This is a genomic window from Haloprofundus marisrubri (genome assembly GCF_001469955.1).
In the GTDB taxonomy this organism is placed as follows: Archaea; Halobacteriota; Halobacteria; order Halobacteriales; family Haloferacaceae; genus Haloprofundus; species Haloprofundus marisrubri.
Map to the genome: position 1 here is coordinate 117991 of NZ_LOPU01000031.1, position 22916 is coordinate 140906.

Here is a 22916-nt window from a genome sequence, read left to right on the forward strand (position 1 = left end):
GGTAGAACGGGCGTCGAAAGAGGGGTGACAGTCACTCGCCACGCCGCCGAACGTGGGGAGTCTCGGCGGGAGGCTCAGCGCCCGTTCGACTGTCTCAGTTCCGCGCTATTCGGTCACCTCGTGGGTCGTCTGGGACTCGGCTCGCTGCCGGCACCGGGGCGATGCCGTCGGCAGCGTCGAGTCGACGTGGGGTCGTATCGTGCTTCATCGCTTCGCGGGGGTCGTCCCGCATTCTGTGAGAGGGCGGTAACCCTCATTGTTATACGCGACACAAACTCTAAAACAGTGAGATTCGTTGATACGGGGCGTCGTTCCGGTGTTCTGTCACTCGTCGAACGGAGAACGCTCTCGTCCCGCTCAACTGCCGCGAGAGCGCTTGTGCACCTCCTAAACGGGTGGAGAGACGAAACAGTCGGTGGAACGGAAGAGGAGAACGGCCGGTAGAGGCGCGAAACCCGCCGAGGTAGGCGATATTGACCGTCTCACGAGGCGGAAAGTCGCGGATTTCGCTTACTCGCTCTATAATAAAGCAGGGATAGTGATACGAGAGAATCGAAGCCCGCCTGCGGTCTACGCAGGTGGGAGGTCACCCACATGAGCGAGACACAGACGCTTCGTCACGACGGACGGAACTGCACGGTTGAACAGGGACGAGTCCCCCGTACGGAGGAACAGCGATGAGTTCGGGACTGACCGGTGCGCGCCGTCACGGCGAGAGCCGACACGTCGAACCGGTCGGCCGAACCGAGACCATCTGCGTCGTCGGCCTCGGCTACGTCGGTCTTCCGCTGGCCGTTCACTTCGACCGAGTCGACCAGCAGGTCATCGGCTACGACATCGACGACGACAAAATCGGCACGCTCAGTGAGGGAGTCGACACGACCGGTGACCTCAGCGACGCCGTCGTCGCCGACAGCGACGTGGAGTTCACGAGCGACCCCGCGACCATCACGGACGCCGACTACGTCATCGTCACCGTTCCGACGCCCGTCGACGAGATGGAGAACCCCGACCTTCGATTCGTCGAGAGCGCCGGCGAGACGGTCGGCGAACACATGACGCCCGACACGACGGTCGTCCTCGAATCGACGGTGTTCCCCGGCGCGACCCGAAGCGTCCTCGCGCCGGCGCTCGAAGAGGCCTCCGGTCTCACCGAAGGCGAGGAGTTCTTCGTCGCGTACTCGCCCGAGCGTGCGACGCCCGGCGACGAGAAACACGGCCTCCGCGACGTGGTGAAAGTCGTCGGTGCCGACGACCCGGCCGTTCTCGAAGACGTCGCCGACCTCTACGAGTGCGTCGTCGACGCCGGCGTCCACCGGACCTCCTCGCTTGAGGCCGCCGAAGCGTCGAAAGTCGTCGAGAACGTCCAGCGTGACCTCAACATCGCGCTGATGAACGAACTCGCCGTCGCCTTCGACCGCATCGGCATCAACACTCAGGAAGTACTCGACGCCGCCGGGACGAAGTGGAACTTCCACGACTACTCGCCCGGTCTCGTCGGCGGTCACTGCATCCCCGTCGACCCGTTCTACTTCGCGTACCGCTCGAAGATGGAGGGGTACGTCCCCGAACTAACCCTGAAGGCACGTGACGTGAACCGCCGCATGCCCGAACACGTCTCCGAACTCGCGCTGAAGACGCTCAACGACTGCGGGAACGTCCTCGGCGAGAGTCGCGTCGTCGTGCTCGGCCTCACCTACAAACCGAACGTCGCCGACATCCGCACCTCGAAAGTCGACGGCGTCATCGACACGATGCAGGAGTACGGTGTCGACGTCCTCGGCTTCGACCCCTACGCCGACCCCGAACAGACGAGTCAGGCGTTCGGCATCGACGTGATGGACCAGCCTTCGTTCGAGAACGCCGACGGTATCGTGCTGGCGACGCCGCACGACGTGTTCGAGAGCCTCGACTTGGACGCCGCGCGCGAAGAGATGAACGACGACCCGTTCTTACTCGACGTCTGCGGCGAACTCGACGCCGAGGAAGTCGTCGGACACGGCTTCACCTACCGGAGGGTCTGATGTACCGGGATTCGAGAGTCGGCGTCGTCGTCCCCGCCTACAATGAGGAGGGACTCGTCGGCGACGTCATCGACACGATGCCGGCGTTCGTCGACCGGGTGTACGTCGTCGACGACCAGTCGACCGACGGTACGTGGGAAGAGATACAGCGGCACGCCAAGCGCGCGAACGTCGCCCACGTCAGCGAGCGCAGTCGTCTCGTCGAGACCGACGGCGGAACCGCCCAGTTGCACCGACCGGCCGAGTCGTCGACCGACGCCGACGACGCCGACAACACCGACGAGAAGGAACTCGGGGGCTTCGGGTCGTCGACCGCCTTCGACGAACGCGTCGTCCCCATCCGCCTCGAAGAGAACAGCGGTGTCGGCGGCGCAATCAAAACCGGCTACGAGCGCGCACTCGCCGACGGCATCGACGTCGTCGCGGTGATGAACGGCGACGGACAGATGGACCCCGAGAAACTCGACCGCCTCATCGACCCCGTCGTCTCCGGCGACGCTGACTACGCGAAAGGCAACCGCCTCCGCTACCGCGAGTACCGCAACGGGATGAGCGCGTGGCGCTCGTTCGGCAACTGGCTTCTGACCCTGCTGACGAAGGCGTCGAGCGGTTACTGGAAGACGATGGACCCCCAGAACGGCTACACCGCCATCTCGCGGGAGGCGCTGGAGACCATCGAGTATCAGAACCTCTACGAACGCTACGGCTTCTGTAACGACGTCCTCGTCAAACTCAACGCCCACGGTCTCCGCGTCGCCGACGTGGCGATTCCCGCCGTCTACGGCGACGAGGAGAGCACTATCGAGTACAAGACGTTCGTCCCGCGCCTCTCGGCGCTGTTGGCGAAGGACTTCTTCTGGCGACTCCGCGTGAAGTACCTCACCGTCGATTTCCACCCCCTCGCAGGGCTGTACCTGTTTGGCGCAGCACTCGCTGGTGCTGGAGCGCTCGATTCGCTCAAAGGAGCCGTCTCCGACGACGCCGACAGTTCCGGCGGCGTTCTCGCCTCGATTGGCGTCGTCTCGATGCTCTTGGCGATGGTGTTCGACATGCAGGAAAACGAGGAGTTGGAGGTGCGCCGAGAGTGAGAGTCGCCGTCACCGTCCAGCATCCGGGCCACGTCCACTTCTTCAAGCACGCCATCGAGGAACTCGAGGCGCGGGATCACGAGGTCCACGTCTTCGCCCGCGAGAAGGAGATGGCGGTCCGTCTGCTCGAACTCTACGGCATCGACCACGAGGTGCTCGCCGGCGAGTCGCACGGATTGGCCTCGCTCGCGGCGGTGCAGGCGACGTACGAACTCCGACTGCTCCGTCGCGCACGCGAGTTGAACCCCGACGTCATCACCGCTATCGGCGGCGTCGCCGCCGCCCACGTCGCGCCGCTGGTCGGTGCGAAGAGCGTCGTCTTCTACGACACCGAACACGCGACTATCATCAAGAACCTCGCGTACCCGTTCGCGCACACCGTCTGCACGCCGTCGTGCTACGTCGGCGACATCGGCTCGAAGCAGGTTCGATATCCGGGCTATCACGAACTCGCCTACCTCCACCCCGACCGCTTCACGCCGGACCCCACCGTCTTAGACGACCTCGGTTTGGACGAGGACGACTCGTTCGTCGTCACCCGATTCAACGACTGGGGGTCCTCACACGACATGGGCCAAAGCGGGTTCAAGGATATCAATGAGGTCGTCGACCGACTCTCGGAGACGGGCACGAAAGTGTTCGTCACCGCCGAGATGGACCTCGACGACGAGGTAGAGGGCCACCGGCTGGACCTCTCACCCGAGCGGATGCACGACTTGCTGTACTACGCCGACTGCTACGTCGGCGAAGGGGCGACGACGGCCGCCGAGTGTGCGATGCTCGGGACGCCTGCGGTGTACGTCAACAGCCTCTCGCTCGGCTACGTCACAGAACTCGACACCGAGTACGACCTCGTCTACAGTTGTAACGGCCCGAACAGACACCGAGAGGCACTGCGCCACGCCGTCGAGATACTCGATGGCCGCGACGTCGACCCCGAGACGTGGCGCGCCCGCCGCGACCGACTGCTCGCAGAGCGTGTCGACGTGACCGACGTCATCGTCGACCAACTGGAGTCGGCGGGCGGCGGCAGCGACAGACGAATCACAGCCACAGCATGAGAGTCCTCCAACTCATCACCTCGACGCGCTCGTTTTTCGAACAGCAAGTCGAGGCGCTCGAAGCACAGGGCGTCGACTGTACCGTCGTCTCGGTTCCCGCCGAGTACAGTCCCGACTCCCCGCGAACCGTCCGCGACTACCTCCGCTACTATCCGGAGGTACTCGCCGAAGGACTGGACTCCTACGACCTCGTCCACGCGAACTACGGCCTCACGGTCCCGTTCGCGCTGGCGCAACCGACTCGTCCGCTCGTCCTCACCCTCTGGGGGACCGACATTATGGGCGAGTACGGCTGGCTCCGCCACATCAGCAAGATGGGCGCACGCGCGGCCGACGAGACAGTCCTCCCGAGTCGCGCAATGGCGAGTCATCTCGGCGAGAACTACACCCATCTCCCGTTCGGTGTCGACACCGACCGATTCCGCCCCATCGACCGCACCGAAGCGAGAGAGCGAATCGGCTGGGACGAGGGTGAGAAAGTCGCACTGTTTCCGTACGAGAAGTCGCGCGACGAGAAAGATTATCCGCGCGCACAGGCCGTCGTCGACGCGGCCGACACCGACGTAACCCTCCGGACGATTTCGAACGTCCCCTACGAGGAGATGCCGTACTACATGAACGCCAGCGACGCCCTGTTGGTCACCTCCCAACGCGAGAGCGGGCCGATGGTCGTCAAGGAGGCCGCCGCCTGCGGTCTGCCCGTCGTGTCGACGGACGTCGGGTTCGTTCGCGACGAGTTCGGCGATGCACCGGGCGTCGCTGTCGGTCGCACCAACGACGAACTCGCGTCCGGTCTCGACCGACTCGTCGCGGAGGTCGACAGCCTCTCGGACAGAGAACGCCGGCGCTCGGTGTCGCCGGACGTGAGCGTCGACCGGATGGGCGAGCGCCTCGCCTCGCTGTACGAGTGTGTCGCGCAGGGGGCCGCCTGAGATGAGTATGGGTTCGGTCAGCGACTGGCTTCGCGCCCGTCGCTTCGACGTCGACGCGGCGGTTCTCGCGTTGATTGCCGCGCTTGCGATGGTGCCGCTTCGACTCCTCTTTTCGCAAGTGTACGTCGAGACGATTCCGTTGGTCCTCGGCGGCGCGGCGATACTGTATCTGCTGTCGGTGTACAGCAGTCGCGGCGAGAACGACGAGGCCGCGTTCGTCTTACCGGTCGGTCTCTCTCGACTGCTTCCGAGCGTCGTCGTTCTCGGGACCGCGGGAATGTTGCTCGCCGCAGTACTGGCCGGCGAGCGTGGCGTCGCGTTCTACGCTGTCGCCGGCGTCACCGGGACGTTGCTTCTCTCCCAAATTCTGTTCGCCAAGGAGGAGGCGTTCAATCCCTCGATACTCCTTCTCCAAGTAGTTCTTGTCGCCGGTACGGTTCGGTTTGCGGCCATCGCGACGACGCCCGGGTTCATCGGTATCGACATCTGGACGCACCTGCCCGAACTGACCAGTAGCATCCTCGAAGCGGGGTCGTTGGACGCTATCTCCGACGACAAACACTACGTCTCGCCGCTGTACCACCTGCTGGTCGCGTCGTCGTCGCTCATCTACGACGTGCCGCTTCGGACGGCGCTGTATCTCTCGTTGGGTCTCGTCATCCCGCTGTCGCCGCTTCTCGTCTACATGGCGACCCGCGAACTCGTCGCCGAGCGGTGGGCGGTGCTGGCGGCGGCACTCTTCTCGTTCGGTGACTACGTCATCGAGTGGGGGATGCACATCATCCCGACGAGCATGGGCCTCGTCATCTTCTTGGCCGTGTTGTACGCGCTGATTCGACTGATGCAGACCGACTACGCGGCGCGGGATTTCGCACTCCTCGCCGGCCTGTCGGTGGCGCTCATCCTCACCCACCAGGTGTCGTCGTTCATCATGCTCGTCGTCTTCGGCGGCGCGGTCGTCGCGTACTTCCTCCTGAATCTGGGTATCTACCGCGTCTCACGGCTTCGCCCCGACGTGTTCCGCGCGCGCAACCCGGTGAACATCCTCGGCCTCGTCGTCTTCGACGTTGGACTCATCACTTTCCTCTGGTCGTTCACGCCGTACAAAGGCGGGACGTTCCTGGAGACCATCTTGAGCTTCCTCGCGGAGACGGTGTCGTCAAGCGCTGGGTTCGGGAATCTCGCCGGGGGCGCGAGCGCTGCCTCCGCCAGTGGCGGCGAGAGCGCGGGCGCGTCGACGCCGCTCGTCGAACTCGCGGGCTACATCGACGTGCTGGGCTTCCTCTTGCTCCTCTTGGGCACGTTCGTCGGCTGTCTGTACGTGGTCCACCGTGACCGCGCCAAACAGTCGGTGTTCACGCTGCTCATCGGGACGGCCATCATGCTCGTGTTCACGCTGGGCCTGCCGATGTTCGGCATCCGCAACTTCATCCCCCAGCGCTGGTTCGCGTTCATGTACGCTCCGATGGCGATTCTGACCGCCGTCGGCGTGCGTTACCTCGCGGCGAATCTCAACGCGAAGATACTCGTCGCGGGGCTACTCGTCGCGGCGCTCGTCTTCCCCGGCGCGATGGTCGTCTCGCGCAACGGGACCCTCGACAACCCGGTACTCCCGGCGGGTGAGACGCTGAGCTACGACGAGCAGTCCGTCGCCGCCGTCGACACCATCGGGCAGATGACCGGCGGCCCCGAACCGATGGAGATTCGCCCCGACCAACAGTTACGGACCGACCATCCGTACCAGACGGTGTTCAAGCGAACGGGGGCCTATACGGCCGACACCGCGAACGTCACCGACGGGCAACCCGTCGACCACGACGTAGTCGTCTACCGCGAGTTCCAATCCGATGGAACGACGTACTTCATGAACGGTGACGGCTACGGGCAGGTGCGCAACATCCCGCAGGAACGCATCTGTCGGCCCGGCCAGAGTACGCTGTACGACAACGGCGACGTGACGATGTGCGTCACGCCGTCCGAGAACAGCGACTCCTGAGCGCTCTTCTTCCTTCGACTGCGTCGAACAAGTTCCTCTAGTCAGTGCTGGTGCGTTCGATAGCTGATTCTCGGTCCCTAACACCCGATTCCAGAGTGCCGGTTCTCGGCTCTCGATTTCCGGTTCCCAGTGTCGGCGTTGCAATCGCCGTCGCTACTGACTCACAGGACGAACGGCAGCGACAGCGCAACCATCCCGAGAACGCCGAGAACGGTGAGTCCGAGTGCCCCGGAGACGAACAGCCTGTGTTGCTGGGAGTCTGTTACCTCGATGTCGCCGCCGCGGATGCTGAAGCCGAACTGCATGAGCAGTATCCCAGTCCACGAGAGCGCCAGCCACAGCGCCGTCGACTGGACGTTCGCACCGACTCACGTCGCGTTCGACGGTGGCTGGACGAAACTGCCAATCCAGAGGGCGAAAACGAGCATTACCCGTATGCCGCCGACGAGTGCGACGAGTGTCCCGTACCGAGTCTGCTCCACACCGATAGATTCCGTGACACGATATTAAGTGGCGGCGGCGCAGTGGTTTGGTATGCAGCGCTCGACTCGTGACGCTCTCGTCGGGTTTCTGGTCGGGAGCGCAATCAGTGCGGGTGTCTTTTGGCTCGGTGGACCGCTGCTGCTCGCGGCGGCAGGCGGCCTCGGGTGGGCAGTCGGTGTCGGAACGACGCTGCACATCGCTCACGAGTACCCCGACTTTGCCACGGGCGAAACGTGGGAAGACCAACGGTGGACCGCACTCGGTGGAGGTCTCCTCGCAGTCGGACTCAATCTAGTGTATACGCTGGTACCCGGGTCGTTTGGCGTCCGACTCGCGTTCGCAGTTCTCCTCGGAGGGATGTGCTTGATGGCGTACACGACTGCCACGATGGCCGTCTTGGAGCGAACCGGCGGCGAGACGGGCGGATTGTCGCCGAACACCGAGGCTGAACCCCCGGTCGGTGGCGACTGAGACGGAGCGTCCGCAGCATCGTGCAGTCCGTAAAAACAGGAGACAGAAACGAACTACGCCGCACTCACCGACGCAGCGGTCGAACCACGGTTCTCACGCCGGGGAAGCCGTCGTACGCCCAGAGGCCGAAGACGAACGCCGCGAGTGCCAACTCGAAGGCGAGCAGGAGACTCACGTCGAGTCGGACGATGTCGACCAGCCAGCGCGCGAGGTAGTAGACGACAAGCTCCAACGACCCCGCTTCGGGGGCCGCGCCGGTGTTGTTGACGAGCGGCCACAGAAGCGGGTCGAACGAGAGCGCGTCGCCCTCGACGAGCGGGTAGATGACGTCACCGGCGAGATGCGAGAGGTGGCCGACGACGAACGCGACGCCGAGGGTCACGTTGCCGAATCGCTTGGCGAGCAGTAGCGCCGCCGCGGCGAACACCGGTGCGAGAAAGATAGAGTGCGCCAGTCCGTAGCCCGTCGGCACCACGCCGAACGTCCACGACAGCGGTTTGTCGACGAGGTCCGGAAACTGCGTCGCAAACGCGAGCACGAACACCTCGGGGCCGGTCGGATTCCGGCCGCTAGCGTGGCGAAACAGCGAGTAGAGCACGTAGCCGAACGCGAGATGCTCCCAGGGCCACATCAGTGGGCGAGAGTACTCCGTGCGGCCGACGCGGTTGGCGGGTCACCAACGAGCGTGGAGTCGGTTTCCGATGGAGAGGCGAGCGAGCCGTTCTGTCCGCCGCCGGAGACGGTGACGTATAGTCTGAGACTCCGGTAGGCGTTCTCCACCGACGGCTCGGCGGGCGCACCGTCGCGGTACAGCAGCAACGTGAAGCGCACGTCACCGGGCATCGACGGCGTCACCGTCACGTCGCGGGTAGTGTTCTCCTTCGAGTCGAGCGTGAGGTCCGCCGACCCAATCTGCTCGGACTCGGTCACCGTCGTCTCGTTGCCGTTCGTCTGGACGCGTTCGCTCACCACGACCACCGTGTACGACTGCGACTGCTGCTCGCGGTTTTCGACGCCGAAGGTGAGGTTCGCAGACGAGCCAGCGGTGAACTGGTTTTGGTACATCGACTGCGTGTTGCCGTCGACGTCTTCGGTTTCGACGTAGAACTCGGTGAACTGCTCGTCGTCGGCCGGGACCGTCGCCGCGTAGCCGACCGTCGAGAGAAGCACGAGCAGGCTCAACGCCAGCGCGACTGCGGGGAGCCGTCCACCCTCCGCACGCCCACGCAGCGGGTGTTCGGGCGGCCGCGAGGAGAACAACCCGGTGATGGCGGTCGGATACGGCGGCGCGTAGCGTTCGTCCGCATCGAGCGTCGCACGGCGCACCAGCGCGACGAGCAGGAGTACGCCCGTCGTCCCTTCGACGCCGATAGCGACCGGCAGCAACGCGATTGGCTGTGGCGAGAAGTGGACACCGAGCGTCACCAGCGGAACGAGGAGCGCGCTGCCGACGACGGCGAGTGCGACGCGTTCGACCCCCGTCACCGACCGCGCGGTCGGAAGCGGGTTCCGCAGACCGGAGACGGCGTCGTCGAAGGCGGTCTGTGAGTTCGTGTTCCGGTCCGGGAAAATTGCCGAGACCAACGCGTAGCCCGGCAGAAACAGCACGAGTGGGAGCGTGAGGAGGAGTCTCGGGAGCCCCGAAAGCGACGTGTGAATCGCCCCAGCAGCGACGCCGAGCAACACGAACGCGGCGACGAGGTCGGTGAACCACGGGCTACGCCGCGAGTACGGGGAGTGCGACACGGCGTTCAGGCACCTCGTTTGCTGGCGTCGGGGACGCGTTCGTCGACGGCGAACACCTCTTTGGGGCGAATCGACCGCTCGGTGCAGAGTTCGAGCCAGCCGAAACTGTCGTTGATGCGCAGTTTGTGTCGCACCGGGAGGTCGTGGACGTACGGTTCGTCGGGGAACAGTACGTCGTCGAGTTCGTACTCGCTGTAGATGTCGCGGCGGTCGGGCCACGGTGACTCGAAACCTTCGACGAGGGGCAGTTTCCGGCGGAGGAACCCCTCGACGTGGTTGAATATCTGGGTGTCGTACGGGCGGTCCGGCGGCGGGTTCTGCAGGATGTCGTCGTCGAGACGACGAAGCGCTTTGATGAACGTCGCGGTGTTGCGGTACTGCGGCGGCGTCGTCAGGTGCCAGTCGAGCAGTTCCGCGTCGGCGATGACGAACGACTCGAAGAAGTTGTCGGCGAGATGCGTTCGGAACGGCGTCGACGGCTGGTTGCTGATACCCGTCAGGTCGATAGCGTTCTGGACGCCGTCGGCGCGGTCCCACGCCTTCTCGAACTCGCGGGAGACGGCATCTCTGACGAACGTCGCGGGGTCGACGTCGAGGCCGACGAGCTGTTCGGCGACGGCTTGGCTCGCTTCGGGCATGTAGCCGAGTTTCGACAGCAGGTTCTCGACGGGGTCCGGGTCCGGGTCGAGGCGGCGGAACGGCACCGTTTTTCCGAAGAGTTCGACGCCGTCCTGTGCGAGGAAATGCCCGCGGAGGAACGTGTCGCAGAGCAGGCCGTGGAACATGGAGTCGACGCCCATCTCGTCGGTGTAGCCGGCGTGGTGGATGTGCAGCGACTCCTTGATTCCCTGCGAGTAGCGCACTTTCGACTCGTCGGCCATCAGGTAGCGATGCGTCGGACGGAAGGCGGTGTGTTCTGCGCCGTACTGGGCGGCGAGCGTTCGTGCGCCGTCGGTTTCTTGGCCTTCAGGGTGGCCGACGGTGTAACAGTGCTCGATTTCTGGCATCTTCGAGAGCACCGTCCGTGAGTCGTAACCAGCCGAGAGGAGCAAGCCCTTGCGTCCCGGTGAACGGGCGCGGCGGCGGACCGCCCGGCCGAGTCGGTCGGCCAGTTCTTGAACGTAGTCGAACTCCTTGGGTTCGTAGACGAACCGCGAGAGGTCGTGAACCGCCGACTCGGTGAGCGCCGAGTCGATGGGGAGCCGAAACATCCGTTCGAGCAGCGACTTCTCACCGAGCACGACGCCGAGGTGGAGGAACTCGAGGAGCGCGTCGCGGCGGACCGCGTGACCCGACAGCGTTCGGGCGACGGCGGCCGAATCGGTGCTGAACACGCGTCCGTGGTCGGTGTCGGCGTAGAAACAGTCCCACGACCGGATGGGGTCGTTGACGACGACTGCCTCGCCGTCGCGTTCGAGGAAGACGAGATACGAACCGTTGAGTTCCGAGAACGCCTCGCGGCCGACTTCGGCGTAGCGGTCGAGTACCCACTCGGCGACGTTGGCGTGGGTGCCGGGGGCGTACGCTTCTCCCCAGACCGCGCACTCGCCTTTCGGACCGGAGTACGTGTCGCTGCGGCCGGGGTGGCCCAGCGCCGGGTCGCGGATACCGACGGTGGCGACGTCGCCGCCGACGACGGCGTCGAACTCCTGTGGCGAGCGGAGGCGCTCGAACTCGTCGGCGTCACCGAAGACACCGAAGAACTGCTTTTTCATGCTCACTGTCCCACGCTCCGTTCTCGCCGGTAACGACGGACGCGTGTGGGACGCTGTTCGACTGGGGATGGGGTGGATGGGCCACGGGCCGCCGACGCGACGGGACGACTCGGGCGGGAGGTAGTCGATATCATGACTCTCGATAGGTTCGGATATGTCTCTCTGCGAACGGACGGGGCTTTGCTATGGACCGGGTAAGCCAGTTCACCGGTCCGATTGTGTGTGTCGTAACCGCCGCCTCGGGGGCTGACACGGGCTTATACGGTTCATAATAATCTCCACGAAGGACACAGTACACATCGATGACTGCTCTCTCTCGCCAGCGCCGCGCGCGTGCGCTGACTCCCTCCCGTTCGTACGAGCCTTCCTGCTCGCGCAAGCGCCGTCGGGACCTGTCCCCGGTGACGACCCGTGGATAGCGAGTCCTCGGCCACCGACTCCACCGAAACAGCCAGCGAACGCCTCGACGTGGGCTTTCTCCCCGTCGAAGTCCCCGGCCTCGACGGAACCGGCGCGACGTACACGGCGGCGCTTCTCATCCGTGAGCTGTCGAAACACCACGACGTGACTGTCTACGTCGTCAGCCAGCGCACGGCGGACCGGTCGCAGTTGCCCGCAACCGACCGCGTCGACTACGTCGTCCGCGACGACCTGCCGAAGCTCCCGCACCCCCTGCTGACGAAAATCGACGTGGTCGACGACCTCACGGACCGATTGGAGCGACACGACCTCGTCCACTCGTACTCGACGGGCTTTATCGAACCGCTGTCGACGCTGTCGACGCCGACGCTGGTGACGCTGAACTCCTACCAACCGGTGTGTCCGAAAGGCGATATGATGTGGATGGACCGCGAGAAATGCGGCGGCTCCGGCCGAGCGAAATGTGCGGCCTGCATCGCCGGGAGCGCCTACACCCGGAAATCAGGAGTCGAGACGACGCTTCGCTCGTCGTACGACTCGCTAGCGAAACTCGAATTCGTCCAAGACTCCATCGCCGCACGAGAGGGGATTTCGGCGTACCACCTGCTGTCGCCGCACCAGCGCGACGACTACGCCGAGTTCGGCTTCCCCGAAGAGCGTCTGAAAGTGATTCCGCACTTCGACAGCGGCGAGTTCGCCGTCTCGAACCCCGAGGCGTACAAGCGCGGCGGCGACCCCGAGGTGGGGAGAGACGATGACGACCCGTTCACCCTGTTGGCCGTCGGTGCGTTCAAGTACGTCAAAGGGTTTCAGGTGCTGCTTCGGGCGCTGCCGTCGATTCTCGACGCGGGCTACGACGTGCGAGTTCGCATCGCCGGGGCTGGACCCCATGGCGACGCGCTTCGCTCGCTTTCGAGCGATTTGGGCGTCGACGACCACGTCGACTGGTTGGGTTTCGTCGACCACGACGACCTGCCGGCGGAGTACGCCGCCGCAGACGCCTTCGTCTACCCCGGACTGCTCGACGAACCGTTCGGCCGCGTCTTCCTCGAAGCGCTGGCCAGTGGGACACCCGTACTCTCCTCGGACGTCGGAAGCACCGACTTCATCGTCGGCGACGCGGGCGTCCGCTTCGAGTCCGACGACCCCGAATCACTCGCTCACGCGTTCGGAGAGCTTCGAGACGACTACGAGCGCTATCAGGCGGCGACGTCGGAGCAGTTGGCCCGCTTTTCGCGCGAACAGGTCGTCTCCGAGTTCCGCGCGCTGTACGCCGATGTCCACGCCGGTCGGTCGCCGACGGAACGGACTGAAACGTTCGAAACGGAGCGAACAGTCGTTCGCAGCGATTAGCGCGTCGGTAAGCAACCGCGGGCCGACCGCATAGCGAATCCATAGTAATGGACCCGGTTGCCAAAGCAGGAGGTACAGATGAAGGACGACAGTCGAAGCCGAAGACGGTTCCTCCAGACCACCGGCGCGGCCGGCTTGGCCGGCCTCGTCGGTGTCGCGGGTTGTAGCGGCCAGTCGCCCGACGACGCCAGCGACTCCGCCGCCAACGGGACGACGCAGAGTGCGAATCAGACCGCGAGCGGCGACACCGCGACGGACGAACCGACGGAGACCGAACAACCGGTCACCGACGAAGCCGCCGAAGTGGAGGCGACGTACAAGAGCCGCGAGAAGTACAGCGAGCCAGGCGAGTTGCTCGACGACTTCACCGACCTTTCGACGTGGCTCTCGAACGCGGGCGAACTCGAATCCTCCTCCGAGCACGCCTTCCGCGGCAACAAGAGCGCGAAACTCATCGGCAAGGGCGGTCGCAACGCCAGTATCGCGCGGTCGTTCGAGGACACGCGCGACCTCACGAAGAAGGACTTCTCGCTCGCACTCCGTTCGTCGACACCCTCGAAGTTCGCACTGTTCGTCTATCTCCGTGACCCCTTCGGCAACTACGCGGTGCTCGAACTGCGCAACATCACGATGGAGACGCCCGACGTGGGCTGGTTCCGCACCGCACCCGGCGTCTACGAGACGAGCAACACGCCGCCGGACCTCACCCAGATTTCGCGCATCGAAATCGTCGCCAACAACGCCACCGACAGCGACGTCGAGGTGTTCGTCGACGACCTGCGCATCCACGACAAACCCGACAAGGGCTACATCGTCTTTAGCTGGGACGACGGGCGCAAGAGCTACTACAACGACGCCGCGCCGATGCACGACGAGTTCGAGGTTCCGGCAGTTCAGGCCGCGGTCCCACGGTTCGTCGGCCAGAACAAGTTCATGACGCTCGGCGAACTCAAAGAGCGCTACGAGGCCGGTGACGAAATCGTCGCCCACGAGAGCATCAGCAACCGCTTCCACTCGCTGGGCGGCAACGAACTCGAAAAGATAATCCAGCAGAACAAGAAGTGGCTGCTCGGCCACGGTTTCGAGGGCTCGAACTTCGTCGTCTACCCCGGCAACGACTACGACGCGACGGCGCTCGACATCGTCAACAAGTACCACTACATGGGCGGGATGAACCAGTCGTTCCAGCCGAACACGACGAGTCCGTACGCGTTCGACCCGCTCGTGCTGCCGCGGACGGTCGGTCACGACCTCGATATCGCAAAGCGTGTCGTCGACCTGTGTGCGAAACACCGCAACGTCGGCATTCTCAACTTCCACGACTTCGCCAACGAGAACACCATGAGCAAAGGTGACTACCGCAAACTGCTCGAATACGTCACGAAAGAGCAGAACGTCGAAGTCATCAACTTCTCTGAGCTCTGGAAACTGCGTAAATCGGTCTAACCGGCTTCGCTGCGACACCCCACATCACTCGACTCCCCGGTCGGCCCCTCGCGGTCCCCGCTTCGGCAGACGTGCACCGGGCCGACCCGCCGCTTTCGTTTCTCTTTCCGTTTCCTGTCTTTTCCCGTTTCTCGTTTCTCACTTCTTGTGACGAGCGCCTGCCGCTGTCGCACGCGTGTCAACCATGAATCAGATGTATCACACGACGACGAGAACTGTCTTCAATGGACCCCGGCAACCTGTTCGAGACGATTCGAGAATCGCTAGGTCTTCTCGCCGGTGGCCTCGGGTTCTTCGCACTCTTCGTCGTGGTGGCGCTCGTCATGTTCGTCGTGATACTCCTCGGGGGGGATGGCGATGGCCGGCATCTCGATGCCGATTCTGTACGCGTTACCGACCGTCCGTTCCCGATTCGCCTCCCTCACCGAACTTGTAACCGGTCGAGAAGCCGACTCGCTGTTCGACTGGCGATTCGTCGGTGTCTACCTCGTCTCGATTGCGAGTCTCAGTGTCGGATACGTGCTCGCCGCAATCACGTTCGCGGTCGGAGTTGGAAGGGTCACCGACGTCTCTCCCTCATGGCAGTTCGCCCGAGTCACGCTCCTACTCGGGGCGGTCGCCGTCGCCGCGGCCACGACTGGCCTGCTCGTCTACGCGGTGCGGAGACGAGGGTTTCGAGCGGTTGCCGAGTGGCTGATTTTCCTCTGCTTCGCCGCCGTACTCACGGGACTTTCAATCACCACCTTTCCGTACTACGCGGTTCGTGTTCTCAGCTACTTTTGAGAAAGAGGAACACGCAAACGGGACAACAACGACGGGTCGCGTCGCTCGCAGGAGGACCGAAGCTCTCGGAGGAGTTCGTCACCGAACTACGTAGAAGAGACACACCACACCGTCGACGGACGACTCAGGGGTACTCGTTCAGATACGTCCGCAAGCCCGCAGACCCGCGGTCCTCGATGCCGTTTTCGAGGACGCTCTCTTTGATAGTCACGCCGCTGCTCTGGTCGTACAGTTGGACGGCTTCCTTGCCGCCGGTCGACCCGGCGGCGAGTTCTTCCATCCACGTGTCGTCGCCGACGTTGATGACCGGGTGACCGCCGGCGATATACTGGCCGCCGTAGAGGAAACAGTCGTCGCCGGTGAGTTCGATGCCGTGGCGATATCGGGTGCTAATCTGGTCGATGGCGACCGCGCGAATCTGGGTGTTGTCCCGGTCGGCGCGAATCGCCGCACGGAACGTGTCGTCGCCGACGTCGCCGGTGAACGTGCAGTACTCGGCGACGGCGCGGTCGGCGTTCATCCCCGCTTTCGTCCAGAAACCGTAGCCACCGGGAGTGTGCATCTCGACGTCGCTTCTGACCATTACTGTCTCACCGGCCTCCGGCGAGACGACGACGCCGTGATTCGGCTGGTCGCCGTCGACGCTGATGGAGAGACCCGAGAGCCACGCGGATTCGGCGCTGTTCTGGACCGACACCGCCGCGCCGTTGGCCTCGTCGAGGCGGATGGTCGTGTCGAACACCGACAGCCCGGAGCCGTTTTCGAGGCGGATACCTCGCTGGGTCGTGTCGTACTCGCGGTTGCGGTCGACGACGACCGTCGCGCCGCGGACGTAGCTATCGCGTCCGGCGAGGCGGATGCTCGCAGCCCTGCTGTTTCGGTACTCGCCGCCACGGACGATGACCTGTCCGTCGTCGTCGGAGACGTAGAGGCCGTTGTCGGGGAAGCCGCCGAGTTCGCAGTCGCGGAACTCGATGGTTCCCTCGTGGTTCACGTCGACGATGATGCCCGTCGGCCCCCACCGGAGGTCGCCGGGCGTCCGAGTCGAGTACGTCCCGCCGTCGGGCGCGCTGAAGTTCTCGACGAGACCCGACCCCGACGGACTGGTGACGTTGAACAGCCCCGGTCCCCAGAGGCCGCTGTCGTGTTCGCCGACGACGTCGATGTCGCGGACGACGAGGCCGTCGTCGACTTCGACGTGAAACGCGCGAACGCCGGTGTCGGCGGCGGTCTGGTCGATGGTGAAGTTCTCGACGTGTAGGTCGACACCGGGGTCGTAGGAGACGCCGAGACGAAACAGACGGTACTGCGGGCCGTCGAACTCCTCGTAACTCGCCGGGACGATGGTCGCACCGTTCGAGGCGAGACCGAAGTTCTCGAAGCCCGTAAAACGGAACTGCTCGTCCATGTAGTAGCGTCCCGGCGGGAACTTGACGAGCGTGTCGTCGTCGGCAACCTCGCGGAGCACTGGTGTGATGGACTCGTTACCCTCGGGGTCCGCACCCGCGTCGACGATGTCGACGACGGTTCCGTAGTCGTCGTTCAGCGAGTGAGTCGCGGCGGCAGTTCCGGACGTCGATGCGACGCCGAGGGCGGCGGCCCCCGCGAGAGAGAGATACGACCGGCGATTCAGTTGCCTGTCTCGAGAGTTATCGGTAGGCACGTCTGTCACCCACGGCTGAACGTATTTTATTACCACGCAGCTAACAGTGCTAAGACCTCGTCACAACGCTCGAAACGATTGAAAGAGACACATTTGACGAGCAATGAATGCCAGCAGACATTTCTGAGAGACACTCAGAAATCGGCCGTTCCCCCTCAGACCGGGACCATCGACTGGAGCGGGAGCCGCATCCCGAACAGTCCGCCGTCATCGACGCTGCTCGTCTCGTTGCCCGAAGACGAGTCGGTCGTCGTCTGCGTACTCGCCTCGGTCGTCGTTGGTTCCGACGTGGTCGGTTCGGCGGTGGTCGTCGTCTCGGTAGTCGTCGTCTCCGTGGTCGTCGGTTCCGAAGTCGTCGGTTCCGAAGTCGTGGTCGTCGACGGTGGTTCCGTCGTCGTCTCGTTCGGCGTCTCCGTCGGTGTCGACGTCGTAGTTGTAGGGGTCGACGTAGTCGTCGTGGGTGCCGACGTTGTCGTCGGCTGTGACGTGGTCGTCGGTTGTGACGTGGTCGTCGGTTCCGAGGTCGTCGCCGGCGGCGTCTCCGTCGGGTCGGGTGTGGTCGTTCCGTTCGGGGTCGTCGTCGTCGGTTCCGAGGTCGTCACCGGCGTTTGGGTTCCGTTCGGCGTCTGCGTTTCCGTCGGCGTCTGCGTTCCGGCGGGTGTCTGCGTCCCGTTCGGGGTCGCCGGCGGCGTCTCCGTCGGGGTCTCGGTGTCGGCGTCGGAGTCGCCATCATCGTCGTCGTCGCCGATTCCGAGCCAATCACCGATACCGCCTGAATCGTCGTCACCGGCGTCGCTGTTGTCGTCGGCGTCGTTGTCACCGGCGTCCCCGCTACCGCCGCCGCTCGCACCGTCACCGCCACTGCTCTGTGGCGTTTGTGTCGAGTTCGGTGCTGCCGTGGCGTTCGTGTTACCCCCGGTCGTGTTGTTCGAGGCATCGTCGGGGGTCGGTGCTGGGGTCGGCGTCGCGGTTTCCGTCGTGTTCGCGTAGTCGGGTATCGACGGACCACCGTCGTCGCCGTTGTCGACGCCGACGTCGGCGAGAACGACGCCGCCAGCGGCGACGAACATGAGCAGTCCCGCGACGAACATGCTGCGCTGCATCACGTTCTTACCACCGTCGGTGACGAGGCGGGCGTGTCGCCAGTAGAGCGTGTCGCCGGCGCTGCCGATTGGGCCCGGGAACTCCGCCAGCAGTTCGAGTATCTCACCCACGCCCAGCGCGCCGGTGAGACAGGCGACAGCGACGAAAAGCAGCAGGCCGACCGGCGGTACGACGACCAGCGAGAGCAGGTCGTTACCGACGAGCGACGGGAGCACGAGCACGAGCGGGGTTGCGATGGCGATAGTTCCGAGCGAACGGAACAACCGCGACTCCGAGACGGGGTCGAAGCCGACTTTCTTCGCGCTCCAGAGATGGAAGAGGAACATCGACCCGTAGCCGACACTGGTGGCGACGGCCGCCCCGCGCATCCCGAACTGTGGGATGAGCGCGACGTTGAGCGCGACGTTGATGCCCGCCGCTGCGCCGGTCGCCGCAACCGGATACTTCATCGTCCCGTTACCTTGCGCGACGGCGAGAATCGGCCGTGCGACCGCGAAGCCGACGGTTCCCGGCAGCAGCAAGATGAGCGGAATGACCGCGTTGACGAACTCTTCACCGAGGTACAGCGGAACGACGACGGGTGCGAGCGCCGCGAGGCCGATAGCCATGATGCCCGTGAACAGCAGCGTGTAGCGCGTCGTCCGCGCGGTGAGTTTCGAGATGCGCTCAGTCTGGCCGTTCGACCACATCTCCGAGGTGGAGTGGACGAACACCGTCTGGAAGGCGATAGGCGCGAACCAGAGGAACTCCGCGATGGCGAGTGCGCCCTTGTAGTGGCCGACGACGGCGTTCGGCTCCCAGTACTGCAGCATCAGAATGTCGAGGTGGTACAGCGACATCATGAGCGTCATCAGGACGATGCTCATCCCGTTGAACGTCAGCATCTCGCGGCGCGGAAGCGTGTCGGGTGCGCCACGAACCACCGCCGACAGCGACACTTCTCGTGCGACCAGCACCATTCCGATGAGGCCGACGACGACGCTGGAGACGAGATGGCCGAGTAGCGCGCCGAGCACGCCGTAGCCGAGAACGACCAGCGAGACACCGACGCCGATGAACAGCAGCGAGTCGAGAACGCGAAGCGGTTCGGAGTACTCTTCGAGGCCGAACCCCATCAGCGTCCGGCGAGTGTACGCACGGAACTGTGCGGCGATGACGAGTCCGGCGAGTACCGTCGCGTACTGGACGAACGTGTCGCCGAACAGCGCGCCACCGAGACCCGTTTCGGCGAGGAGAAGAACGGCACCGCTGCCGACGAGTGCGAGCACGATAGCGACGCGGAAGTAGAACCCGACGACGGCGTCCTTCCACCCGGGCGTATCCCGGTCTTCGGCGATGTACTTGCGAACACCGTCGGTGACGCCGGAACTGACGAAAATCATCAGCAGCGCGAACACCGACAGTAGCGTCGTGTACGCGCCGACGTTCGTGTCGCCGAGTTCGCGGTACAGAAGCGGCGTCGTCGCCGCGCCGATGACGAGCGTGGCGACGCGACTGCCGCCAACCGAGAGGATGCCTTTCAGAATAGACCGGTCCATCAGGTACTCACCGGGCGACGATACCGAAGGCGTCTCGCAGGGGCGATGCTGTGGAGGCGCAGTGACATGGAGGTTTCTCTGGCCTACGGGGTGATTATTATAGAGACGCTATGCGCTGTGGCGCCCGAATTCGGTCGCTCGTAAGGTCGCCGCCCGAGAAGAATCGACAGCCCGCAGTTCGTTTATTTAGTTCTCGAACTCGGCGTTCAGAACTCGTTGCCCCACGCGCGTAGCTCGTCTTCGCTCTTGTCGTAGATGCCGTCTTCGAGCGTGCTCTGTTTGACGTAGGCGTCCTCGCTCGGGTCGTACAGATACAGCGCGTAGTAGCCGCCCTCGGAGTTGGCGTACACGTCCTCGATGCGCAGGCCGTTACCGTAGTTGCAGATGGGTCGTTCGCTCGCCACGTACTCGCCGCCGTACAGTTTGCAGTTGTCGCCGACGTTCTCCATGGCGCGGCGGTGCGGTGCCCCCGTCTGGTCGACGGTCACCATAGAGAACCGCGCGTTGTCGCGCGCACAGAAGATACCCGAGCGTGCGCCCTCGTCGCCCACGTCGCCGGTTATCTTGACTTCCTCGCAGTTTACCTGTGCCGTCCGCGCGCTGTCGGTGAGTTTGATGCCGTAGCCGCCGGGCGTGTCCATGTCGATAGCCGTCCGGTAGATGGTGGTCTCGCCTGCCTCCGGCGAGACGACGATGCCGTGTTTGACCTTGTCGCCGGCCATCGAGATGCGGACGTTCTCTATCCACGTCGACTTGCACGTGTTCATCACCGTCAGCGCGTGCCCGTTGACCGCCGAGATGCGGATGTCGGTGTCGTAGACGGAGAGTCCCGACCCGTTTTCGAGGCGAATCGCGCGCTGGTTGACGTCCTGCGGGCGGTTGTCGTCGACGATAACCGTCGCGTTCCGTATCTCGCTGTCGGTACCACCTAGACGGATGTTCGCGGTGTCACTGTTTTTGAACACGCCGCCGTCGACGACGACGGTGCCGCTGCCGCCGGAGGCGTACAGGCCGTTGTCGGGGAACGCGCCGAGTTCGCAGTCCTTGAACGTCAGTTCGCCGTTGTTGTGGACGTTCGAGACGATGCCGCTCGGTCCTTTCCAGAGGTTGCCTTCGTTCGGCGTCTCCTCGGTCCACGCTCCGCCGCCGGGTGCGCGGAATCGCTCGACGATTCCCGTTCCATCTTCGTCGGTGACGCAGAACCGACCCGGACCCCACGTGCCGCTGTCGTGTTCGCCGACGATGTCGATGTCACGGACTTCGAGTCGCTTCGAGGCCAGTGCGTCGATAACGCGGATGCCGGTGTCGTCGGCGGTGAAGTCCACCTCGAATCCCTCGAAGCGGATGTCCGTCCCCGGCGCGTAGTGAACGCCGAGGCGGAAGAGGCGATAGCGCGGGCCGTCGAACTCGTGGAAGTTCGCCGGGACGAGCGTCGCGTCGTTGCCGACGAGACCGAACTTCTCGAAGTCCGAAAACCGGAACTGTCGGTCCATCCGGTATCGACCCGGCGGGAAGACGAGCAGCGTGTTGTCACCGCGGAGGCGCTCCAGCACGTCGTTTATCGGCTGGTTGCCCGTGTTGTCGGCCCCGGCTTCGACCACGTCGTACACGCGGTCGTACTCGGTGAACAGGTCTGTCATGTCGGCGCTCGTCGAGGCGGCGGCGGACCCGGTGCCCAACCGGACGCCTGCCCCGGCGACCCCCACGCCGAGCACTCCTTTGAGATAGCCGCGTCGCGTTCGGTCTGTCGCATCGTCGTTCTCTTCTACTGGTTCTTCGTTTCCGCAGGCGTACATATTGTTCGGCATGGTGTCTCATCCGTCGCACCCCCATCCATCCTCGAAAACGGTGTTCGACCCCCCGTTATCGTGCCCCTAACGCGGCAACCCGTTTGGTTGGTGTGCAACGTTCGTGGAAACAATACAGAACAATCAGTTCTAATAGACAGTCGTTCAGTACTGTAGGTTTTAAATGCGCGACCCCAGCAACGGACGATTAACCGGCGTTTACTAGCCACCAAACCGGTGGCCAACAGCAGGACAGTTCAACCCACTCCGGAGACGCGTCGGGCGGCGGGTACTTGGATGGAGTCACTCCGGTTACGACCTTGCTAAACGAGCGCTCGCGCTGTTTTTCGGCGGATTAGTGAATCAGAGGAATCGGCGTCGAACGTGACGAGTCGAGGGGTCGAAACAGTAGAAGCTGTCGGTTGAGTGTCGCTTTGGGATTAGCGGTCGCGGGGCGGAGTCGAACTCGGAGTGGCGAGGGTGTTGCCGACGAGCGCACCGGTTCCACGGCGCAGTTGCTGGGACACCGCGGAGGGGGAGACGCCGAACTGCTCGGCCAGTTCGTTTTGGGAACTCCGACGCGGCACGTCGTAGTAACCCATCTCGTAGGCGGTTCGGAGCAGTTGCTCTTGGTCGTCGGTGACGCCGTATCGCGCGTTTCCGGGGCGTCCGTCGGCGGCGTCGGGACTGTACAGTTGTCGAACGCGGAAGTCGACATCGGTCTCGCGGCAGCGGGTGCTCAGCGCCGAAAGCACCGCTCGGCCGGGCAGTCGCATGCGGACGTGCCACCCGCCGCTGTTGTTCTCGGCGCTCGTCACCGACGCACCCAGCGACTCCGGTATCTCGGTCGGCCACCGCGCCGCGTCGCTCAGTCCGACTCGGTACGTCCGGTAGTTCGAGTCGACGCCGACGAGTGTCGGGTCGCAGACGGTTGTGTCGTCGACGAGTGCCGACTCGAACACGTCGAAATCGGCGTTCGCAGCGGTGAAAAACAGCGTCTGTCGGCCACGGTACGTCGTCTGTGACTGTGGTCGGACCGTCGACTCCGAAACGGCGTCGAGCGTCGGACACAGGAGGATAGACGGGTGTGCGAGATACGCCTCGACGACGAGGTCGTAGCGTTCGACGGCGAGGCCGTCCGTCGTCGACGACTCCTCGGCTCGCGGGTCACTCCGGTCGTCGGGGTCGTCGCCCATGCTCAACGGCACGGGGCCGCCCACCTTCCGAGACGGGACCTACTCGTCGTCGGCCGTACCGCGCTCGACGACACTATCGTCGGGTGAGTGTGGACCCTCATATCAGACGG

General features: G+C 64.3%; 18 protein-coding genes. 10 read left to right on the forward strand and 8 right to left on the reverse strand.

Annotation, left to right across the window (positions count from 1 at the left end; translation table 11 throughout):
• Positions 1–677: 677 nt before the first annotated feature.
• The 5 genes from AUR64_RS16745 to AUR64_RS16765 are packed head-to-tail and all read left to right on the forward strand — an operon-like array spanning position 678 to position 7101.
• Positions 678–2024, forward strand: coding sequence for a nucleotide sugar dehydrogenase (locus AUR64_RS16745; protein ID WP_058583112.1), 1347 nt, complete (start codon positions 678–680; stop codon positions 2022–2024).
• On the forward strand, positions 2024–3112 hold the full coding sequence (locus tag AUR64_RS16750; protein WP_058583113.1) for a glycosyltransferase family 2 protein: 1089 nt from the start codon (positions 2024–2026) through the stop codon (positions 3110–3112). The genes AUR64_RS16745 and AUR64_RS16750 overlap by 1 nt, the downstream gene beginning before the upstream one ends.
• On the forward strand, positions 3109–4173 hold the full coding sequence (locus tag AUR64_RS16755; protein ID WP_058583114.1) for a DUF354 domain-containing protein: 1065 nt from the start codon (positions 3109–3111) through the stop codon (positions 4171–4173). The genes AUR64_RS16750 and AUR64_RS16755 overlap by 4 nt, the downstream gene beginning before the upstream one ends.
• On the forward strand, positions 4170–5105 hold the full coding sequence (locus AUR64_RS16760) for a glycosyltransferase family 4 protein (protein ID WP_058583115.1): 936 nt from the start codon (positions 4170–4172) through the stop codon (positions 5103–5105). Before AUR64_RS16755 ends, AUR64_RS16760 begins: the two co-directional genes overlap by 4 nt.
• A gap of 1 nt (position 5106) precedes the next feature.
• Entirely contained in the window at positions 5107–7101 is a 1995-nt protein-coding gene (locus AUR64_RS16765) for a hypothetical protein (protein ID WP_058583116.1), read from the forward strand.
• 161 nt (positions 7102–7262) lie between these two features.
• Here the strand turns inward: AUR64_RS16765 and AUR64_RS20625 are convergent, their stop codons facing one another.
• Positions 7263–7406, reverse strand: a complete 144-nt coding sequence (locus AUR64_RS20625) for a hypothetical protein (protein WP_155120641.1) — start codon at positions 7404–7406, stop codon at positions 7263–7265.
• A 229-nt stretch (positions 7407–7635) separates the two neighbouring features.
• Between AUR64_RS20625 and AUR64_RS16775 the strand changes: the two genes are divergently transcribed.
• Positions 7636–8055 (forward strand): hypothetical protein, encoded by a 420-nt coding sequence (locus tag AUR64_RS16775; RefSeq protein ID WP_058583118.1) that lies wholly within the window; start codon positions 7636–7638, stop codon positions 8053–8055.
• A 64-nt stretch (positions 8056–8119) separates the two neighbouring features.
• On the opposite strand, the gene AUR64_RS16780 is transcribed toward AUR64_RS16775, so the two are convergent.
• Genes AUR64_RS16780 through AUR64_RS16790 form a run of 3 tightly spaced genes read right to left on the reverse strand, consistent with a single transcriptional unit; the run spans position 8120 to position 11516 of the window.
• Positions 8120–8686: a metal-dependent hydrolase gene (locus AUR64_RS16780; protein ID WP_058583119.1), complete on the reverse strand. Its 567-nt coding sequence runs from the start codon at positions 8684–8686 to the stop codon at positions 8120–8122.
• Complete coding sequence (locus AUR64_RS16785) at positions 8686–9801, reverse strand: DUF1616 domain-containing protein (RefSeq protein WP_058583120.1); 1116 nt, start codon at positions 9799–9801, stop codon at positions 8686–8688. The genes AUR64_RS16780 and AUR64_RS16785 overlap by 1 nt, the downstream gene beginning before the upstream one ends.
• A gap of 5 nt (positions 9802–9806) precedes the next feature.
• On the reverse strand, positions 9807–11516 hold the full coding sequence (locus AUR64_RS16790) for an asparagine synthase-related protein (protein WP_058583121.1): 1710 nt from the start codon (positions 11514–11516) through the stop codon (positions 9807–9809).
• Here AUR64_RS16790 and AUR64_RS21285 point away from each other — a divergent pair.
• From AUR64_RS21285 to AUR64_RS16805, 4 genes are all read left to right on the forward strand, one after another.
• Entirely contained in the window at positions 11515–11640 is a 126-nt protein-coding gene (locus tag AUR64_RS21285) for a hypothetical protein (protein ID WP_276203545.1), read from the forward strand. The two genes, AUR64_RS16790 and AUR64_RS21285, sit on opposite strands and share 2 nt — an antisense overlap.
• 287 nt (positions 11641–11927) lie before the next feature.
• Complete coding sequence (locus AUR64_RS16795; protein WP_058583122.1) at positions 11928–13289, forward strand: glycosyltransferase family 4 protein; 1362 nt, start codon at positions 11928–11930, stop codon at positions 13287–13289.
• Positions 13290–13367: 78 nt separating this feature from the next.
• Positions 13368–14735, forward strand: a complete 1368-nt coding sequence (locus AUR64_RS16800; protein ID WP_058583123.1) for a polysaccharide deacetylase family protein — start codon at positions 13368–13370, stop codon at positions 14733–14735.
• 357 nt (positions 14736–15092) lie between these two features.
• A complete protein-coding gene (locus AUR64_RS16805; protein ID WP_155120642.1) occupies positions 15093–15518 on the forward strand; it encodes a hypothetical protein in 426 nt (141 codons plus the stop codon).
• 124 nt (positions 15519–15642) lie between these two features.
• Here the strand turns inward: AUR64_RS16805 and AUR64_RS16810 are convergent, their stop codons facing one another.
• The 4 genes from AUR64_RS16810 to AUR64_RS16825 all read right to left on the reverse strand — a co-directional run bounded on the left by AUR64_RS16810 (position 15643) and on the right by AUR64_RS16825 (position 22818).
• Entirely contained in the window at positions 15643–17181 is a 1539-nt protein-coding gene (locus AUR64_RS16810) for a right-handed parallel beta-helix repeat-containing protein (protein WP_155120643.1), read from the reverse strand.
• A gap of 155 nt (positions 17182–17336) precedes the next feature.
• Positions 17337–19823, reverse strand: a complete 2487-nt coding sequence (locus AUR64_RS19665; RefSeq protein ID WP_071391312.1) for a flippase — start codon at positions 19821–19823, stop codon at positions 17337–17339.
• A 206-nt stretch (positions 19824–20029) separates the two neighbouring features.
• A complete protein-coding gene (locus tag AUR64_RS16820; RefSeq protein WP_205628417.1) occupies positions 20030–21631 on the reverse strand; it encodes a right-handed parallel beta-helix repeat-containing protein in 1602 nt (533 codons plus the stop codon).
• Between the two features lie 419 nt (positions 21632–22050).
• Entirely contained in the window at positions 22051–22818 is a 768-nt protein-coding gene (locus AUR64_RS16825; protein ID WP_155120644.1) for a helix-turn-helix domain-containing protein, read from the reverse strand.
• Positions 22819–22916 lie beyond the last annotated feature (98 nt).

What these genes read in the sequence shown, in the direction of transcription:
- AUR64_RS16805 (WP_155120642.1), top strand. Translation starts at nt 15,093, where the DNA reads ATGGCCGGCATCTCGATGCCGATTCTGTACGCGTTACCGACCGTCCGT.
- AUR64_RS20625 (WP_155120641.1), bottom strand. Translation starts at nt 7,406, where the DNA reads ATGCAGTTCGGCTTCAGCATCCGCGGCGGCGACATCGAGGTAACAGAC.
- AUR64_RS16750 (WP_058583113.1), top strand. Translation starts at nt 2,024, where the DNA reads ATGTACCGGGATTCGAGAGTCGGCGTCGTCGTCCCCGCCTACAATGAG.
- AUR64_RS16800 (WP_058583123.1), top strand. Translation starts at nt 13,368, where the DNA reads ATGAAGGACGACAGTCGAAGCCGAAGACGGTTCCTCCAGACCACCGGC.
- AUR64_RS16780 (WP_058583119.1), bottom strand. Translation starts at nt 8,686, where the DNA reads ATGTGGCCCTGGGAGCATCTCGCGTTCGGCTACGTGCTCTACTCGCTG.
- AUR64_RS16745 (WP_058583112.1), top strand. Translation starts at nt 678, where the DNA reads ATGAGTTCGGGACTGACCGGTGCGCGCCGTCACGGCGAGAGCCGACAC.
- AUR64_RS16775 (WP_058583118.1), top strand. Translation starts at nt 7,636, where the DNA reads ATGCAGCGCTCGACTCGTGACGCTCTCGTCGGGTTTCTGGTCGGGAGC.
- AUR64_RS16760 (WP_058583115.1), top strand. Translation starts at nt 4,170, where the DNA reads ATGAGAGTCCTCCAACTCATCACCTCGACGCGCTCGTTTTTCGAACAG.
- AUR64_RS21285 (WP_276203545.1), top strand. Translation starts at nt 11,515, where the DNA reads ATGCTCACTGTCCCACGCTCCGTTCTCGCCGGTAACGACGGACGCGTG.
- AUR64_RS16790 (WP_058583121.1), bottom strand. Translation starts at nt 11,516, where the DNA reads ATGAAAAAGCAGTTCTTCGGTGTCTTCGGTGACGCCGACGAGTTCGAG.
- AUR64_RS16765 (WP_058583116.1), top strand. Translation starts at nt 5,107, where the DNA reads ATGAGTATGGGTTCGGTCAGCGACTGGCTTCGCGCCCGTCGCTTCGAC.
- AUR64_RS16820 (WP_205628417.1), bottom strand. Translation starts at nt 21,631, where the DNA reads ATGCCGAACAATATGTACGCCTGCGGAAACGAAGAACCAGTAGAAGAG.
- AUR64_RS19665 (WP_071391312.1), bottom strand. Translation starts at nt 19,823, where the DNA reads ATGGACCGGTCTATTCTGAAAGGCATCCTCTCGGTTGGCGGCAGTCGC.